Annotated in this window: 28 protein-coding genes; all 28 read left to right on the forward strand. The window is 53.0% G+C overall.

From position 1 onward, the window contains the following. The first annotated feature begins 137 nt into the window (after positions 1–137). The 28 genes from rpsJ to rplQ all read left to right on the forward strand — a co-directional run bounded on the left by rpsJ (position 138) and on the right by rplQ (position 13,762). On the forward strand, positions 138–449 hold the full coding sequence (rpsJ, locus tag G5221_RS12640) for a 30S ribosomal protein S10 (RefSeq protein ID WP_005307944.1): 312 nt from the start codon (positions 138–140) through the stop codon (positions 447–449). A gap of 22 nt (positions 450–471) precedes the next feature. Then, entirely contained in the window at positions 472–1,104 is a 633-nt protein-coding gene (rplC, locus tag G5221_RS12645; protein WP_005340620.1) for a 50S ribosomal protein L3, read from the forward strand. A gap of 17 nt (positions 1,105–1,121) precedes the next feature. Continuing rightward, on the forward strand, positions 1,122–1,727 hold the full coding sequence (gene rplD, locus G5221_RS12650) for a 50S ribosomal protein L4 (RefSeq protein WP_005340616.1): 606 nt from the start codon (positions 1,122–1,124) through the stop codon (positions 1,725–1,727). Beyond that, positions 1,724–2,026 (forward strand): 50S ribosomal protein L23, encoded by a 303-nt coding sequence (gene rplW / locus G5221_RS12655; RefSeq protein ID WP_005307955.1) that lies wholly within the window; start codon positions 1,724–1,726, stop codon positions 2,024–2,026. Before rplD ends, rplW begins: the two co-directional genes overlap by 4 nt. A gap of 15 nt (positions 2,027–2,041) precedes the next feature. Further along, entirely contained in the window at positions 2,042–2,863 is an 822-nt protein-coding gene (gene rplB, locus G5221_RS12660; RefSeq protein WP_005340614.1) for a 50S ribosomal protein L2, read from the forward strand. Positions 2,864–2,885: 22 nt separating this feature from the next. Then, positions 2,886–3,164: a 30S ribosomal protein S19 gene (gene rpsS, locus G5221_RS12665; protein ID WP_005307960.1), complete on the forward strand. Its 279-nt coding sequence runs from the start codon at positions 2,886–2,888 to the stop codon at positions 3,162–3,164. 10 nt (positions 3,165–3,174) lie between these two features. Further along, on the forward strand, positions 3,175–3,519 hold the full coding sequence (rplV, locus tag G5221_RS12670; RefSeq protein WP_005319741.1) for a 50S ribosomal protein L22: 345 nt from the start codon (positions 3,175–3,177) through the stop codon (positions 3,517–3,519). A 3-nt stretch (positions 3,520–3,522) separates the two neighbouring features. Then, positions 3,523–4,236 (forward strand): 30S ribosomal protein S3, encoded by a 714-nt coding sequence (rpsC, locus tag G5221_RS12675; RefSeq protein WP_005307962.1) that lies wholly within the window; start codon positions 3,523–3,525, stop codon positions 4,234–4,236. A gap of 13 nt (positions 4,237–4,249) precedes the next feature. Continuing rightward, on the forward strand, positions 4,250–4,663 hold the full coding sequence (gene rplP, locus G5221_RS12680; protein WP_005340612.1) for a 50S ribosomal protein L16: 414 nt from the start codon (positions 4,250–4,252) through the stop codon (positions 4,661–4,663). Then, entirely contained in the window at positions 4,663–4,854 is a 192-nt protein-coding gene (rpmC, locus tag G5221_RS12685; protein WP_005307965.1) for a 50S ribosomal protein L29, read from the forward strand. The genes rplP and rpmC overlap by 1 nt, the downstream gene beginning before the upstream one ends. Beyond that, the gene (gene rpsQ / locus G5221_RS12690; RefSeq protein ID WP_005307966.1) at positions 4,854–5,102 is read left to right on the forward strand and encodes a 30S ribosomal protein S17; all 249 of its coding nucleotides are present in this window, start codon (positions 4,854–4,856) and stop codon (positions 5,100–5,102) included. Before rpmC ends, rpsQ begins: the two co-directional genes overlap by 1 nt. A gap of 147 nt (positions 5,103–5,249) precedes the next feature. Then, the gene (gene rplN, locus G5221_RS12695) at positions 5,250–5,618 is read left to right on the forward strand and encodes a 50S ribosomal protein L14 (RefSeq protein ID WP_005307975.1); all 369 of its coding nucleotides are present in this window, start codon (positions 5,250–5,252) and stop codon (positions 5,616–5,618) included. 11 nt (positions 5,619–5,629) lie between these two features. Then, positions 5,630–5,947, forward strand: a complete 318-nt coding sequence (gene rplX, locus G5221_RS12700) for a 50S ribosomal protein L24 (RefSeq protein ID WP_005307977.1) — start codon at positions 5,630–5,632, stop codon at positions 5,945–5,947. A gap of 13 nt (positions 5,948–5,960) precedes the next feature. Beyond that, entirely contained in the window at positions 5,961–6,500 is a 540-nt protein-coding gene (gene rplE, locus G5221_RS12705; RefSeq protein ID WP_005331162.1) for a 50S ribosomal protein L5, read from the forward strand. 10 nt (positions 6,501–6,510) lie between these two features. Then, complete coding sequence (gene rpsN, locus G5221_RS12710) at positions 6,511–6,816, forward strand: 30S ribosomal protein S14 (RefSeq protein WP_005340609.1); 306 nt, start codon at positions 6,511–6,513, stop codon at positions 6,814–6,816. A gap of 21 nt (positions 6,817–6,837) precedes the next feature. Further along, positions 6,838–7,230 carry a 30S ribosomal protein S8 gene (rpsH, locus tag G5221_RS12715; RefSeq protein WP_005307980.1) on the forward strand — a complete coding sequence of 131 codons (393 nt, stop codon included), beginning with the start codon at positions 6,838–6,840 and terminating at the stop codon, positions 7,228–7,230. A 13-nt stretch (positions 7,231–7,243) separates the two neighbouring features. Further along, complete coding sequence (rplF, locus tag G5221_RS12720) at positions 7,244–7,777, forward strand: 50S ribosomal protein L6 (protein ID WP_005307981.1); 534 nt, start codon at positions 7,244–7,246, stop codon at positions 7,775–7,777. 9 nt (positions 7,778–7,786) lie between these two features. Beyond that, on the forward strand, positions 7,787–8,140 hold the full coding sequence (gene rplR, locus G5221_RS12725; RefSeq protein WP_005340606.1) for a 50S ribosomal protein L18: 354 nt from the start codon (positions 7,787–7,789) through the stop codon (positions 8,138–8,140). Between the two features lie 14 nt (positions 8,141–8,154). Further along, entirely contained in the window at positions 8,155–8,655 is a 501-nt protein-coding gene (gene rpsE / locus G5221_RS12730) for a 30S ribosomal protein S5 (protein ID WP_005342686.1), read from the forward strand. Positions 8,656–8,661: 6 nt separating this feature from the next. Further along, positions 8,662–8,841 (forward strand): 50S ribosomal protein L30, encoded by a 180-nt coding sequence (gene rpmD / locus G5221_RS12735; RefSeq protein ID WP_005307985.1) that lies wholly within the window; start codon positions 8,662–8,664, stop codon positions 8,839–8,841. A 2-nt stretch (positions 8,842–8,843) separates the two neighbouring features. Next, the gene (gene rplO / locus G5221_RS12740; RefSeq protein WP_005342691.1) at positions 8,844–9,281 is read left to right on the forward strand and encodes a 50S ribosomal protein L15; all 438 of its coding nucleotides are present in this window, start codon (positions 8,844–8,846) and stop codon (positions 9,279–9,281) included. Between the two features lie 8 nt (positions 9,282–9,289). Further along, a complete protein-coding gene (gene secY, locus G5221_RS12745; RefSeq protein WP_005307989.1) occupies positions 9,290–10,618 on the forward strand; it encodes a preprotein translocase subunit SecY in 1,329 nt (442 codons plus the stop codon). Positions 10,619–10,645: 27 nt separating this feature from the next. Beyond that, positions 10,646–10,759: a 50S ribosomal protein L36 gene (rpmJ, locus tag G5221_RS12750; protein ID WP_005319705.1), complete on the forward strand. Its 114-nt coding sequence runs from the start codon at positions 10,646–10,648 to the stop codon at positions 10,757–10,759. A gap of 139 nt (positions 10,760–10,898) precedes the next feature. Beyond that, a complete protein-coding gene (gene rpsM, locus G5221_RS12755; protein WP_005307991.1) occupies positions 10,899–11,255 on the forward strand; it encodes a 30S ribosomal protein S13 in 357 nt (118 codons plus the stop codon). A gap of 14 nt (positions 11,256–11,269) precedes the next feature. Further along, on the forward strand, positions 11,270–11,659 hold the full coding sequence (gene rpsK / locus G5221_RS12760) for a 30S ribosomal protein S11 (protein WP_005307993.1): 390 nt from the start codon (positions 11,270–11,272) through the stop codon (positions 11,657–11,659). A gap of 40 nt (positions 11,660–11,699) precedes the next feature. Further along, positions 11,700–12,320: a 30S ribosomal protein S4 gene (gene rpsD, locus G5221_RS12765; protein WP_005342696.1), complete on the forward strand. Its 621-nt coding sequence runs from the start codon at positions 11,700–11,702 to the stop codon at positions 12,318–12,320. Between the two features lie 25 nt (positions 12,321–12,345). Then, a complete protein-coding gene (locus G5221_RS12770; RefSeq protein WP_005307997.1) occupies positions 12,346–13,335 on the forward strand; it encodes a DNA-directed RNA polymerase subunit alpha in 990 nt (329 codons plus the stop codon). Positions 13,336–13,378: 43 nt separating this feature from the next. Beyond that, a complete protein-coding gene (rplQ, locus tag G5221_RS12775; RefSeq protein WP_005307999.1) occupies positions 13,379–13,762 on the forward strand; it encodes a 50S ribosomal protein L17 in 384 nt (127 codons plus the stop codon). Positions 13,763–13,888 lie beyond the last annotated feature (126 nt).

Below are 13,888 nucleotides of genomic sequence, written 5' to 3' on the forward strand. Positions count from 1 at the left end.
CTGAGTTTCCTGTTTACAGGAGCCAGCCATACAGTCCTCCCGATATGGGGGGAAACGTGAAAAATCACACCTCTGGCGGGAGAAATCTCGGTCGGGCGGTGTTGATTTATGTTCTTTTATCTATTGGAGCTCTGTCAATGCAGAACCAAAGAATCCGTATCCGCCTGAAGGCTTTTGATCATCGCCTGATTGATCAATCCACTGCGGAAATCGTTGAAACTGCTAAGCGCACTGGCGCGCAGGTTCGCGGTCCTATTCCGCTGCCGACTCGCAAAGAGCGCTTCACCGTCCTGATCTCCCCGCACGTCAACAAAGATGCGCGTGATCAGTACGAGATCCGCACTCACAAGCGTCTGGTAGACATCGTTGAGCCGACTGACAAGACCGTAGACGCCCTGATGCGTCTGGATCTGGCAGCTGGTGTAGACGTCCAGATCAGCCTGGGTTAATTACGGAAAGAGGTTGATAACAATGACAATCGGTCTTGTAGGTCGCAAAGTGGGTATGACTCGCATCTTCACTGAAGATGGCGTTTCTATCCCGGTGACTGTTATCGAAGTTGAAGCTAACCGTGTAACTCAGGTCAAATCTGTAGAAACCGACGGCTACAACGCTATTCAGGTTACCACTGGCGCCAAGAAAGCCAGCCGTGTGACCAAGCCGGAAGCTGGCCACTTCGCCAAAGCTGGTGTAGAAGCCGGTCGCGGTCTGTGGGAATTCCGTCTGAACAACGGTGAAACTTTCACTGTTGGTAGCGAGCTGAAAGTAGATCTTCTCGCTGACGTTAAGCTGGTAGACGTTACCGGCACATCCAAAGGTAAGGGCTTTGCTGGTACTGTTAAGCGCCACAACTTCCGCACCCAGGATATGACCCACGGTAACTCCTTGTCTCACCGCGTTCCGGGTTCTATCGGTCAGAACCAGACTCCGGGTCGTGTATTCAAGGGCAAAAAGATGGCTGGTCACATGGGTGCTGAGCGTGTAACGACTCAGAACCTGGAACTGGTTCGTGTTGACGCTGAACGCAACCTGCTGCTCATCAAAGGTGCAGTACCGGGTGCAACCAACGGCAACGTGATCGTCAAACCTGCCGTCAAAGCGTAACGTCTGAGGAGATAGTAATGGAATTGGTAATGAAAGACGCCAAGAGCGCTCTTGAAGTTTCCGAGACTACCTTCGGGCGCGAATTCAACGAAGCTCTGGTTCACCAGGTCGTCGTTGCATATGCCGCTGGTGCCCGTCAGGGTACTCGTGCGCAGCTGACTCGCTCTGAAGTGTCTGGTGGCGGCAAAAAGCCGTGGCGTCAGAAGGGTACTGGTCGTGCCCGTGCTGGCTCCATCCGTTCGCCCATCTGGCGTTCCGGTGGTGTGACTTTTGCTGCTAAGCCGCAAGATCACAGCCAGAAAGTAAACAAGAAGATGTACCGCGGCGCTATCCGTAGCATTCTGTCCGAGCTGGTACGTCAAGAGCGCCTGATCGTTGTTGAGAAGTTCGGCATCGAAGCTCCGAAGACCAAAGAACTGATCGCCAAGCTGAAAGAAATGGAACTGACTGACGTTCTGATCGTGACTGCTGAAGTCGATGAGAACCTGTTCCTGGCTGCTCGCAACCTGTACAAAGTTGACGTGCGTGACGTTGCCGGTATCGACCCGGTCAGCCTGATCGCTTTCGACAAGGTTCTGATGACTGCTGACGCAGTTAAGCAAATCGAGGAGATGCTGGCATGATCCGTGAAGAGCGTCTGCTGAAAGTTCTGAAGGCTCCGCACATCTCTGAAAAGAGCACCATGGTTGCAGAAAAGCAGAACACTATCGTGTTCAAAGTTGCTGTTGATGCTACCAAGGCGGAAGTCAAAGCTGCAGTTGCGAAACTGTTCGAGGTCGAAGTTGAGACCGTCCGTACCCTGAACATGAAGGGTAAGACCAAGCGCGCAGGTGCACGCGTAGGCCGTCGTTCCGATTGGAAAAAGGCTTATGTGACCCTGAAAGCTGGTCAGGACATCGACTTCATGGGCGCAGCCGAGTAAGAGGAGTTCTCAAAAATGGCAATCGTTAAGTGCAAGCCTACTTCTCCGGGCCGCCGCCACGTCGTCAAGATCGTCAATCAAGAGCTGTACAAGGGCAAGCCCTTCGCCGCTCTGCTGGACAGCAAAAGCAAGTCCGGTGGTCGTAACAACAACGGCCGTATCACTACCCGTCATATCGGTGGTGGTCACAAGCAGCACTACCGTATCGTCGACTTCAAGCGCGACAAAGACGGTATCCCGGCTAAAGTAGAGCGCCTGGAATACGATCCTAACCGTACCGCTAACATCGCTCTGGTGTTGTATGCAGACGGTGAGCGTCGTTACATCCTGGCTCCGAAAGGCCTGAAAGCTGGTGACGCGATCGCTTCTGGTGCTGATGCAGCCATCAAGGTAGGTAATGCCCTGCCGATGCGCAACATCCCGGTTGGTTCTACCGTTCACGCTGTAGAGATGAAGCCTGGTAAAGGTGCCCAGCTGGCTCGTTCCGCTGGTACTTTCATCCAGATCCTGGCTCGTGAAGGTAACTATGTAACTCTGCGTCTGCGTTCCGGCGAAGTGCGTAAAGTTCTGGCCGAGTGCCGCGCTACCATCGGTGAAGTCGGTAACTCCGAGCACATGTTGCGTCAACTGGGTAAAGCCGGTGCAAACCGCTGGCGTGGTATTCGTCCGACCGTTCGCGGTATGGCGATGAACCCGGTTGACCACCCGCACGGTGGTGGTGAGGGTCGTAACAAGGGCATGCAGCCTGTGTCCCCATGGGGCCAGAAGGCTAAAGGCTTCAAGACCCGTAAGAACAAGCGTACCGACAAGTACATCGTACGTCGTCGTAACAAGTAATTGTTAACATAGAGGAATCACCATGCCACGTTCTCTCAAGAAGGGTCCATTTATTGACCTGCACTTGCTGAAGAAGGTAGAGAAAGCGGTGGAAAGCGGGGATAAAAAGCCGGTTAAAACCTGGTCCCGTCGTTCAATGATCATCCCGAACATGATCGGTTTGACCATCGCTGTCCATAATGGTCGTCAGCACGTTCCGGTTTTCGTTACCGAAGAAATGATCGGTCACAAACTGGGTGAATTCGCACCGACTCGTACTTATCGCGGCCATGCTGCTGATAAGAAGGCTAAGAAGCGCTAAGGGATAAATGATGGAAGCTATCGCTAAACACCGTTATGCCCGTACTTCTGCCCAGAAAGCTCGTCTGGTAGCCGATCAAGTACGTGGTCTGTCCGTAGACAAGGCTCTGAATATCCTGACCTTCAGCCCGAAAAAGGCTGCAGTGCTGGTTAAGAAAGTGCTGGAATCTGCCATTGCAAACGCTGAGCACAACGAAGGCGCCGATATCGACGCGCTGCGTGTTGCTACTATCATGGTCGACGAAGGTCCCTCCATGAAGCGCATCCGTCCGCGTGCCAAAGGTCGTGCGGATCGTATCCTCAAGCGTACCGCTCACATCACTGTAGTGGTATCCGACGCTAAGGCTGGGAGATAAGCAATGGGTCAGAAAGTACATCCTAATGGCATTCGCCTGGGTATTACCAAGCCTTGGAATTCTACCTGGTTCGCGAACACCAAAGACTTCGCTGACAACCTGTACAGCGATTTTCAAGTACGCCAGTTCCTGACCAAGGAACTGAAAAACGCGTCCTTGTCCAAGATCACCATTGAGCGTCCGGCCAAGAGCATCCGTGTGACCATTCACACCGCTCGTCCGGGTGTTGTAATCGGTAAGAAAGGCGAAGACGTTGAGAAGCTGCGCAAAGCTGTAGCCACTATTGCTGGCGTGCCTGCTCAGATCAACATTTCCGAAGTCCGCAAGCCGGAGCTGGATGGCAAACTCGTTGCCGACAGCATCACTTCCCAGCTGGAGCGTCGTGTAATGTTCCGTCGTGCTATGAAGCGCGCCGTACAGAACGCAATGCGCCTGGGTGCCAAGGGCATCAAAGTGGAAGTTTCCGGTCGTCTGGGCGGCGCTGAAATCGCGCGTACCGAATGGTACCGTGAAGGTCGTGTGCCGTTGCACACCCTGCGTGCCGACATCGACTACGCAACTTCTGAAGCCCACACCACTTACGGTGTGATCGGCGTTAAAGTTTGGATCTTCAAGGGCGAAGTTCTGGGCGGTCTGGCTGCTGTTAACGCTGCCGCTGCTCAAGAGCAAGCTCCTGCAAAGCCCAAGCGTGACAACAAGCGCCGCGCTGCTAAGTAAGGAGATTCGGTAAATGTTGCAACCTAAGCGTACTAAATTCCGCAAGACCCACAAGGGTCGTAACCGCGGTCTGGCCACCTCTGGTAACGAAGTATCCTTCGGTACCTTTGGCCTGAAGGCGACATCCCGTGGTCAACTGACTGCTCGTCAAATCGAAGCAGCCCGTCGTGCCATGACCCGTCACGTTAAGCGTCAAGGTAAGATCTGGATCCGTGTGTTCCCGGACAAGCCCATCACCGAAAAGCCCCTCGAAGTTCGTATGGGTAAAGGTAAGGGTAACGTGGAATACTGGGTTTGCCCGATCCAGCCTGGCAAGGTTCTGTACGAGATGGACGGTGTACCTGAGGCTCTGGCGCGTGAAGCGTTTGCCCTGGCCGCAGCTAAGCTGTCTGTTCAGACCACTTTCGTAATTAAGACGGTGATGTGATGAAAGCCCAAGATCTGCGTCAAAAGAGCGTCGAAGAACTGAACCAGGAGCTGCTGGGCCTGCTGCGTGAGCAATTCAACATGCGCATGCAAGCGTCCACCGGCCAGCTGGCTCAGACTCACACTCTGAAACAAGTGCGTCGTGACGTCGCACGTATCAAGACTGTACTGACTGAGAAGGCAGGTGCGTAATGACTGACAAGATCCGTACTCTGCAAGGTCGTGTAATCAGCGACAAGATGGACAAGTCCATCACTGTTGCTATCGAGCGCAAGGTAAAGCACCCGATCTACGGTAAGATCATCAAGCGCACTACCAAGCTGCACGTGCATGACGAAAACAACGAATGCAAAGCTGGCGACCTCGTGGAAATCCGCGAATGCCGCCCGCTGTCCAAGACCAAGTCCTGGACCCTGGTTGCCGTTGTAGAAAAGGCCTAATCGGTACTTTGTAGTCCAAGCGGCCCCTTTCAGGGGCCGTTTGTTTTTTAGGCTACCTTTTCTGAAAATCCTGTGTTATAGTTTCGCGCCTTTTGAAGGCAGCCAGATCCCATTAGGGATAAGAAGTAAACAAAGCGGAGCACTAAGATGATCCAGATGCAAAGTATGCTGGGTGTTGCCGACAACTCCGGCGCTCGCAGTGTAATGTGTATTAAGGTTCTGGGTGGCTCGCACCGCCGTTACGCCGGCATCGGCGACATCATCAAGGTTTCCATCAAGGAAGCCATTCCTCGCGGTAAAGTGAAGAAAGGTGATGTGTATAACGCGGTGGTCGTACGCACCCGTAAAGGCGTTCGTCGTCCGGACGGCTCTGTCATCCGTTTCGACAACAATGCGGCTGTGTTGCTTAACAACAACCAACAGCCAATCGGTACTCGTATTTTTGGCCCGGTGACCCGTGAACTGCGTAATGAGAAGTTCATGAAGATTGTGTCCCTGGCACCCGAAGTACTGTAAGGAGTCGAACGATGGCAGCTAAAATCCGTCGCGAAGACGAAGTGATTGTTCTTACCGGCAAAGACAAGGGCAAGCGTGGCAAAGTCACTCAGGTTCTGATTGCTAAAGGTAAGGTAATCGTGGAAGGCATCAATCAGGTGAAGAAACACCAGAAGCCGGTACCCGCACTGGGTCAGGCTGGCGGTATCGTCACCAAAGAAGCCCCCATCGATGTATCAAACGTAGCGCTGTTCAACTCTGCCACTGGCAAAGCTGACCGCGTTGGTTTCCGGATTGAAGACGGCAAAAAAGTTCGTTTCTTCAAATCCACCGGCGAACTTGTGAAGTAATTGGAGTTTAACGATGGCGAAACTGCATGATTACTACAAATCCGATGTAGTAAATGAACTGTCAAAGCAGTTCGGTTACAAGACTATCATGCAAGTCCCTCGGATCGAGAAAATCACCCTGAACATGGGTGTTGGTGAAGCGATCTCTGACAAGAAGTTGCTGGAAAATGCTGCTGCCGATATGGCTGCCATTTCCGGTCAGAAGCCGCTGATCACCAAAGCTCGCAAATCTGTTGCGGGCTTCAAGATTCGTGAAGGCTACCCGATAGGTTGTAAAGTAACCCTGCGTGGCGAGCGTATGTGGGAGTTCCTGGAACGGCTGATCTGCATCTCCGTACCGCGTATCCGTGACTTCCGTGGCCTGAATGCTAAAGCGTTCGACGGTCGTGGTAACTACTCCATGGGCGTGCGTGAGCAGATCATCTTCCCGGAAATCGACTATGACAAAGTCGATCGCGTCCGTGGTCTGGATATCACCATCACCACTTCCGCGAATACCGATGAAGAAGGCCGTGCTCTGCTGGCTGCCTTTAACTTCCCATTCCGCAAGTAAGGTTAGGGTTATGGCTAAAACATCCATGAAAGCGCGCGAAGCAAAGCGTGCCAAGCTGGTAGCCAAGTACGCGACCAAGCGTGCCGAGCTGAAAGCTATCATCGTTGACATGAACGCTTCTGAAGAAGCGCGTTGGGATGCTGTACTGCAACTGCAACAGCTGCCCCGTGATTCCAGTCCGTCCCGCCAGCGTAACCGTTGCAATATTACTGGTCGTCCGCACGGTTTCCTGCGCAAGTTTGGCCTGTCTCGCATCAAGGTGCGTGAGCATGCCATGAAGGGCGAAATTCCGGGCCTGAAGAAGGCTTCTTGGTAACGAATCTCGGGAGTTAGACTTATGAGCATGCAAGATCCGATCGCGGACATGCTGACCCGCATCCGTAACGGTCAGGCGGCGAGCAAAGTTGCGGTTTCCATGCCTTCTTCCAAGCTGAAAGTGGCTATCGCCAAAGTGCTGAAAGAAGAAGGTTACATCGCTGGCTACTCCGTAGCTGGTGACGTGAAGCCGGAACTGGAAATTGAACTGAAATATTTCCAGGGCAAGCCAGTTGTAGAACTGATCCAACGCGTGAGCCGTCCCGGCCTGCGTATTTACAAGCGCACTACTGATCTGCCGAAAGTTATGGGCGGTCTCGGTGTTGCTATCGTGTCCACGTCTAAAGGTGTGATGACTGACCGTGCTGCCCGTAAAGCAAGCATGGGCGGTGAGATCATCTGCTACGTCGCTTAATAGGAGGTAGGAAATGTCTCGTGTTGCTAAGGCACCCGTCACTATTCCTGCTGGCGTAGAGGTGACTCTGAACGGCCAGGAACTGTCCATCAAAGGTGGTAAAGGTTCCCTGGTTCGCTCTATTCACGCCGGTGTAGAAGTGACCAAAGAAGACAATGTACTGAAGTTCGCCCCGCGCGACGGCATCGCTGGTGCTGACGCTCAGGCCGGTACTGCCCGTGCATTGGTCAACAACATGGTAATCGGTGTTACCCAAGGCTTCGAGCGCAAGCTGCAGCTGGTTGGTGTAGGTTATAAAGCCTCCATCAAGGGCAATGCTGTTGCGCTGGCTCTGGGCTTCTCTCACCCGGTAGAGCATGCGCTGCCGGCTGGTGTGACCGCTGAGTGCCCGACTGCCACAGAAATCGTTCTGCGTGGTGTCGACAAGCAGCTGGTTGGCCAAGTCGCCGCCGATATCCGTGCTTACCGCGCTCCGGAGCCCTACAAGGGCAAGGGTGTACGCTATGCCAACGAGCAAGTGCGTACTAAAGAAGCTAAGAAGAAGTAAGGTAACACTATGGACAAGAAAGCAGCTCGTCTCCGTCGTGCTACTCGTGCTCGGAAAAAGATGCAGGAACTGGGAGCTACCCGTCTGGTTGTTCACCGTACCCCGCGTCATATCTATGCGCAGGTTATTGCAGCCAACGGTTCCGAAGTTCTGGCCTCTGCTTCCACAGTAGAGAAAGCCATCAGTGAAGCTCTGAAATACACCGGTAACGCAGATGCGGCTACCGCTGTAGGTAAAGCTATCGCTGAGCGTGCTATTGCCAAAGGCGTTCAGAACGTATCTTTCGATCGTTCCGGTTTCAAGTATCACGGTCGCATCGCTGCCCTGGCAGCTGCCGCACGTGACGCTGGTCTTCAGTTCTAAGCTAGGAGTCGAAGATGGCTAAAGTCGAATCTCAAGCCGGCGAACTGCAAGAAAAGCTCATTGCAGTAAACCGTGTTTCGAAAACTGTTAAAGGTGGTCGTATCATGTCCTTCACCGCGTTGACCGTGGTGGGTGATGGTAACGGCCGTGTAGGTTACGGTTACGGTAAAGCCCGTGAAGTTCCGGCTGCTATTCAAAAAGCAATGGAACAGGCCAAGCGTAACCTGAACAAGGTTGAACTGAACAACGGCACCCTGCACCACCCGGTGAAAGGTGTTCACTCCGGTTCCACCGTGTTCATGAAGCCGGCCTCTCAAGGTACTGGTATCATCGCAGGCGGCGCCATGCGTGCCGTTCTGGAAGTTGCTGGTATCCACAACGTGCTGGCTAAGACCTACGGTTCCACCAACCCAATCAACGTTGTTCGCGCAACTGTAGACGCTCTGGTTCACGGTCAGTCACCGGAACAGATCGCTGCCAAGCGTGGTCTGCGCGTTGAAGAAATTCTGGGGTAATGCGACATGGCTAACACTGTAAAAGTAACTCAAACTCGCAGCTCTATCGGCCGTCTGCCAAAGCACAAGGCGACTCTGCGTGGTCTGGGTCTGCGTCGCATTGGTCACACCGTTGAGCTGGAAGATACTCCTTGCGTACGTGGTATGATCAACCAGGTTTATTACATGGTTAAGGTGGAGGGCTAAGCATGCGTCTGAATACTCTGTCTCCGGCCGCTGGTTCCAAGCGCGTTAAGCACCGTCCGGGCCGTGGTATCGGTTCTGGTCTGGGCAAGACCGGTGGTCGTGGTGTTAAAGGTCAAACCTCTCGTTCCGGTGGCGGTAAAGTCCGCAACGGTTTCGAAGGCGGCCAGATGCCTTTGAAAATCCGTCTGCCGAAGTTCGGTTTCTTCTCTCGCAAATCTTTGGTATCTGCCGAAGTGCGCCTGAACGAAATCGCCCTGGTAGAAGGTGATGTAGTCGACGTGAGCACTCTGAAGCAAGCCGGCGTTCTGACCAAGAACATCGTGTTCGCTAAAGTTGTTCTGTCTGGCAACATTGACCGTGCTGTGACCGTTCGTGGTCTGTCCGTCACCAAAGGTGCACGTGCAGCCATCGAGGCCGCTGGCGGTAAAATCGAGGAATAATCAGTACAATGGCTAAGAAACCAGGATTGGATGTTAAAGCACAGGGTGGTCTGAGTGAACTAAAGAGCCGTCTGCTCTTCGTTCTCGGGGCGATTATCGTTTTCCGTGCAGGCTCTTATGTGCCGATTCCTGGTATTGACGCCGCCGTACTGGCCGAGTTGTTCCAGCAACAGAAGGGCACCATCATTGAGATGTTCAACATGTTCAGTGGTGGTGCACTATCGCGTGCTTCTATTCTTGCGTTGGGGATCATGCCGTACATTTCGGCGTCGATCATTATCCAGCTGCTGACAGTGGTTCATCCTGCTCTTGCTGAACTCAAGAAAGAGGGTGAATCCGGCCGTCGCAAGATTAGCCAATATACCCGTTGGGGCACGCTGGTTTTGGGAACTTTCCAGGCCATTGGTATTGCAACCGGTCTGCCGAATATGATGCAAGGACTCGTGACTCATCCGGGTTTGGGCTTCTATTTCACAGCGGTTGTGAGTCTGGTCACCGGTACCATGTTCTTGATGTGGTTGGGTGAGCAGATTACCGAGCGTGGGATTGGTAATGGTATCTCGTTGATTATTTTCACAGGTATCGTTGCTGGTCTGCCGCATGCCATTGGCGCTACGGCCGAACAGGCACGTCAAGGGGAATTGCACATCCTGCTGTTGTTGTTGCTGGGCTTGATTGTTTTCGCAGTGACTTACTTTGTGGTGTTCGTGGAGCGTGGTCAGCGTCGTATCGTCGTTAACTATGCCAAGCGTCAACAAGGCCGCCAGGTATTTGCTGCGCAAAGCACACACCTGCCGTTGAAAGTGAATATGGCTGGTGTGATTCCTGCGATTTTCGCATCCAGTATCATCCTCTTCCCGGGGACCATTACCTCCTGGTTTGGTCAGGGTGAGGGTAAAGTCGCTGATATCCTGCAACAGGTCTCTATGGTCCTGCAGCCGGGTCAGCCGCTTTACGAGATGCTGTATGCAGCAGCCATTATCTTTTTCTGTTTCTTCTATACCGCGCTGGTGTTCAACCCCCGCGAGACAGCAGATAACCTGAAGAAGAGTGGAGCCTTTATCCCGGGGATCCGCCCGGGCGAGCAGACAGCACGTTATATCGATAAGGTTATGACTCGCCTGACATTGGCAGGTGCGCTCTATATAACCTTTATCTGTCTGGTACCCCAGTTCCTGATGACTGCCTGGAACGTACAGTTCTACTTCGGTGGCACTTCGCTGCTGATTATTGTGGTGGTTATCATGGACTTCATGGCTCAGGTACAAACCCATATGATGTCTCATCAATATGGTGACGTCCTGAGGAAGGCCAACCTGAAGGGCTACGGCCGCTAAAGGTCGGCGTAGTTACGGAGTTAAGCAATGAAAGTTCGTGCTTCCGTTAAGGCAATCTGCCGTAACTGCAAAATCATCAAGCGTCACGGTGTGGTGCGTGTGATTTGCAGCGAGCCAAAGCATAAACAGCGCCAAGGCTAATTTTTTACGGTTAGTACTTGCAACAAATAGTTGTGCTGGCTACTATAGCCAGCCAACTTTTGTTGTGTATTGGTTGACCGCCACGTATCCGCTCACGGGCTTTGTGGTGGTCGTAATCTACTATATGTAGGAGTGAATAGTGGCCCGTATCGCTGGCATTAACATTCCTGACCATAAGCATGCAGTCATCGCTTTGACTGCTATTTATGGCGTCGGTCGTACCCGCTCCAAGGCCATCTGTGCCGCAGCCGGTATCGCTGAGAATGTGAAAATTAAAGACCTGGACGAAGCTCAGATCGAGAGTCTGCGTGAACAAGTAGGTAAATTCACCGTTGAAGGTGACCTGCGTCGTCAGATTTCCATGAACATCAAGCGTTTGATGGATCTGGGTTGCTACCGTGGTTTGCGTCACCGTCGTAGCCTGCCTGTTCGTGGTCAACGTACCAAGACCAACGCTCGTACCCGTAAGGGTCCGCGCAAGGCTATCAAGAAGTAACGGGAAGGTAGAAAATGGCTAAAACTCCGACTCGTGCTCGCAAGCGCGTTAAAAAGCAAGTGAGCGACGGTATTGCGCACGTTCATGCATCTTTCAACAACACAATCGTGACCATTACTGACCGTCAGGGCAACGCTCTGTCTTGGGCTACTTCTGGTGGTTCCGGTTTCCGTGGTTCTCGTAAGTCCACCCCGTTCGCTGCTCAGGTAGCTGCTGAACGCGCTGGTGAGATGGCCAAAGAATATGGCGTCAAGAACCTGGAAGTCATGGTCAAAGGTCCGGGTCCCGGTCGTGAGTCTTCCATCCGCGCCCTGAACGCGGCTGGTTTCCGCATCACTAACATTACTGATGTGACTCCGATCCCGCACAACGGTTGTCGTCCTCCCAAGAAGCGCCGCGTGTAACGCTGGTAGCTACTTGGTCTAGGATTGTTGGAGAAAGAAGATGGCAAGATATATCGGTCCTAAGCTTAAGCTTAGCCGTCGTGAGGGCACAGACCTCTTCCTGAAGTCTGGTGTTCGCGCGATTGATTCTAAGTGCAAGATTGACACCGCTCCTGGTCAGCACGGCGCTCGTAAGCCCCGCCTGTCCGACTACGGTGTACAACTGCGCGAGAAACAAAAAGTTCGTCGTATTTACGGCGTATTGGAAAAACAGTTCCGCAACTACTACCGCGACGCTGCCCGTCAAAAGGGTAACACCGGTGAAAACCTGTTGCAGCTGCTGGAAGGTCGTCTGGACAACGTCGTATACCGCATGGGCTTCGGTGCTACCCGCGCTGAATCTCGTCAGCTGGTGAGCCATAAGGCCATCATGGTAAACGGCCGCGTTGTGAACATTCCTTCTTTCCAGGTTTCCCCTGAGGACGTGATCTGCGTTCGTGAGAAGGCTAAGAAGCAAGCGCGTATCAAAGCTGCCCTTGAGGTTGCTGGTCAGCGCGAGAAGCCGACTTGGGTAGAGGTTGATGCCGCTAAAATGGAAGGTGCCTTCAAGCGCCTGCCGGAGCGTTCCGACCTGTCTGCCGACATTAACGAACAGCTGATCGTCGAGCTTTACTCCAAGTAAAGCTAGCTTCTAAAGAGAGGACACAATGCTGGGTTCTGTAACAGATTTTCTTAAACCGCGGCTAGTTGACATCGAGCAAGTTAGCCCGACTCATGCGAAAGTGACTCTTGAGCCACTTGAGCGTGGCTTTGGTCACACGCTGGGTAACGCCCTGCGTCGTATTTTGCTGTCTTCTATGCCCGGTTGTGCAGTTACTGAAGTCGAAATTGACGGTGTACTGCATGAGTACAGCAGCAAAGAAGGTGTACAGGAAGACATTCTTGAAATCCTGCTCAACCTGAAAGGTATCGCTGTGAAGCTGGAAGGCAAGGACGAGGTAACTCTGTCCCTGACCAAGTCTGGAACAGGCCCCGTTACCGCAGGTGATATCACTCACGGTGATGAAGTCGAGATCGTAAACCCGGAGCACGTAATCTGCCACCTGACTGGTGCCAATGCTGAAATCAGCATGCGCCTGAAAGTTCAGCGCGGTCGTGGTTATGTGCCTGCTTCTGCTCGTGTTCACAACGATGATGAAGAGCGTCCTATTGGTCGCCTGCTGCTGGACTCTGCGTTCAGCCCCATCGTTCGTATTGCCTACAATGTTGAGGCAGCACGTGTGGAACAGCGTACCGACTTGGACAAGCTGGTTATCGACATGGAGACCAATGGTACTCTGGATCCTGAAGAAGCCATCCGTCGTTCTGCCACTATCTTGGCTGAGCAACTGGAAGCCTTCGTGGATCTGCGCGATGTCAGCGTGCCCGAGAAGAAAGAAGAGAAACCCGAGTTTGATCCGATTCTGCTGCGTCCTGTCGATGATTTGGAGCTGACAGTTCGTTCTGCGAACTGTCTGAAGGCAGAAGCTATCCACTATATTGGTGATCTGGTACAGCGTACCGAAGTTGAGTTGCTTAAAACTCCTAACCTCGGTAAGAAGTCCCTGACTGAGATCAAGGACGTGTTGGCCTCCCGTGGTCTGTCTCTTGGCATGCGCCTTGAGAACTGGCCGCCCGCCAGCATCGCTGACGAGTAATCCAGATTACGGGTTTCACAGATTTAGTTAGAAGGATAAGGTCATGCGCCATCGTTTGAGTGGTCGTCAACTGAACCGGAACAGCAGCCATCGTCAGGCTATGTTCCGCAACATGGCCAGCTCCCTGGTTCGTCATGAGATCATCAAGACGACTCTGCCTAAGGCAAAAGAGCTGCGTCGTGTAGTTGAACCGCTGATCACCCTTGCCAAGACTGATAGCGTTGCTAATCGTCGTCTGGCATTTGCCCGCACTCGCGATAACGCGATCGTGGCTAAGCTGTTCAATGAACTGGGCCCGCGCTACCTGGAGCGCGCCGGCGGTTATACTCGCATTCTGAAATGCGGTTTCCGTGCTGGCGACAACGCCCCTATGGCTTATATTGAGCTGGTAGACCGCCCGGCCGCTGCTGAAGCAGCTGCTGAGTGATAAAGAAAAAGCCGGGCTTGTCCCGGCTTTTCTTTTAAGAGATTTTGATACTGCCTCAACTGCCTCAACTGCCTCAACTGCCTCAACTGCCTCAACTGCCTCAACTGCCTCAACTGCCTCAACTGC

The organism is Aeromonas sp. 602200, from assembly GCF_049173895.1.
Lineage (GTDB): Bacteria > Pseudomonadota > Gammaproteobacteria > Enterobacterales > Aeromonadaceae > Aeromonas > Aeromonas veronii_A.

Excerpts from the sequence above, each read along its gene's own strand:
- rpsJ (WP_005307944.1), top strand. The coding sequence starts at position 138 with ATGCAGAACCAAAGAATCCGTATCCGCCTGAAGGCTTTTGATCATCGC.
- rplC (WP_005340620.1), top strand. The coding sequence starts at position 472 with ATGACAATCGGTCTTGTAGGTCGCAAAGTGGGTATGACTCGCATCTTC.
- rplD (WP_005340616.1), top strand. The coding sequence starts at position 1,122 with ATGGAATTGGTAATGAAAGACGCCAAGAGCGCTCTTGAAGTTTCCGAG.
- rplW (WP_005307955.1), top strand. The coding sequence starts at position 1,724 with ATGATCCGTGAAGAGCGTCTGCTGAAAGTTCTGAAGGCTCCGCACATC.
- rplB (WP_005340614.1), top strand. The coding sequence starts at position 2,042 with ATGGCAATCGTTAAGTGCAAGCCTACTTCTCCGGGCCGCCGCCACGTC.
- rpsS (WP_005307960.1), top strand. The coding sequence starts at position 2,886 with ATGCCACGTTCTCTCAAGAAGGGTCCATTTATTGACCTGCACTTGCTG.
- rplV (WP_005319741.1), top strand. The coding sequence starts at position 3,175 with ATGGAAGCTATCGCTAAACACCGTTATGCCCGTACTTCTGCCCAGAAA.
- rpsC (WP_005307962.1), top strand. The coding sequence starts at position 3,523 with ATGGGTCAGAAAGTACATCCTAATGGCATTCGCCTGGGTATTACCAAG.
- rplP (WP_005340612.1), top strand. The coding sequence starts at position 4,250 with ATGTTGCAACCTAAGCGTACTAAATTCCGCAAGACCCACAAGGGTCGT.
- rpmC (WP_005307965.1), top strand. The coding sequence starts at position 4,663 with ATGAAAGCCCAAGATCTGCGTCAAAAGAGCGTCGAAGAACTGAACCAG.
- rpsQ (WP_005307966.1), top strand. The coding sequence starts at position 4,854 with ATGACTGACAAGATCCGTACTCTGCAAGGTCGTGTAATCAGCGACAAG.
- rplN (WP_005307975.1), top strand. The coding sequence starts at position 5,250 with ATGATCCAGATGCAAAGTATGCTGGGTGTTGCCGACAACTCCGGCGCT.
- rplX (WP_005307977.1), top strand. The coding sequence starts at position 5,630 with ATGGCAGCTAAAATCCGTCGCGAAGACGAAGTGATTGTTCTTACCGGC.
- rplE (WP_005331162.1), top strand. The coding sequence starts at position 5,961 with ATGGCGAAACTGCATGATTACTACAAATCCGATGTAGTAAATGAACTG.
- rpsN (WP_005340609.1), top strand. The coding sequence starts at position 6,511 with ATGGCTAAAACATCCATGAAAGCGCGCGAAGCAAAGCGTGCCAAGCTG.
- rpsH (WP_005307980.1), top strand. The coding sequence starts at position 6,838 with ATGAGCATGCAAGATCCGATCGCGGACATGCTGACCCGCATCCGTAAC.
- rplF (WP_005307981.1), top strand. The coding sequence starts at position 7,244 with ATGTCTCGTGTTGCTAAGGCACCCGTCACTATTCCTGCTGGCGTAGAG.
- rplR (WP_005340606.1), top strand. The coding sequence starts at position 7,787 with ATGGACAAGAAAGCAGCTCGTCTCCGTCGTGCTACTCGTGCTCGGAAA.
- rpsE (WP_005342686.1), top strand. The coding sequence starts at position 8,155 with ATGGCTAAAGTCGAATCTCAAGCCGGCGAACTGCAAGAAAAGCTCATT.
- rpmD (WP_005307985.1), top strand. The coding sequence starts at position 8,662 with ATGGCTAACACTGTAAAAGTAACTCAAACTCGCAGCTCTATCGGCCGT.
- rplO (WP_005342691.1), top strand. The coding sequence starts at position 8,844 with ATGCGTCTGAATACTCTGTCTCCGGCCGCTGGTTCCAAGCGCGTTAAG.
- secY (WP_005307989.1), top strand. The coding sequence starts at position 9,290 with ATGGCTAAGAAACCAGGATTGGATGTTAAAGCACAGGGTGGTCTGAGT.
- rpmJ (WP_005319705.1), top strand. The coding sequence starts at position 10,646 with ATGAAAGTTCGTGCTTCCGTTAAGGCAATCTGCCGTAACTGCAAAATC.
- rpsK (WP_005307993.1), top strand. The coding sequence starts at position 11,270 with ATGGCTAAAACTCCGACTCGTGCTCGCAAGCGCGTTAAAAAGCAAGTG.
- rpsD (WP_005342696.1), top strand. The coding sequence starts at position 11,700 with ATGGCAAGATATATCGGTCCTAAGCTTAAGCTTAGCCGTCGTGAGGGC.
- G5221_RS12770 (WP_005307997.1), top strand. The coding sequence starts at position 12,346 with ATGCTGGGTTCTGTAACAGATTTTCTTAAACCGCGGCTAGTTGACATC.
- rplQ (WP_005307999.1), top strand. The coding sequence starts at position 13,379 with ATGCGCCATCGTTTGAGTGGTCGTCAACTGAACCGGAACAGCAGCCAT.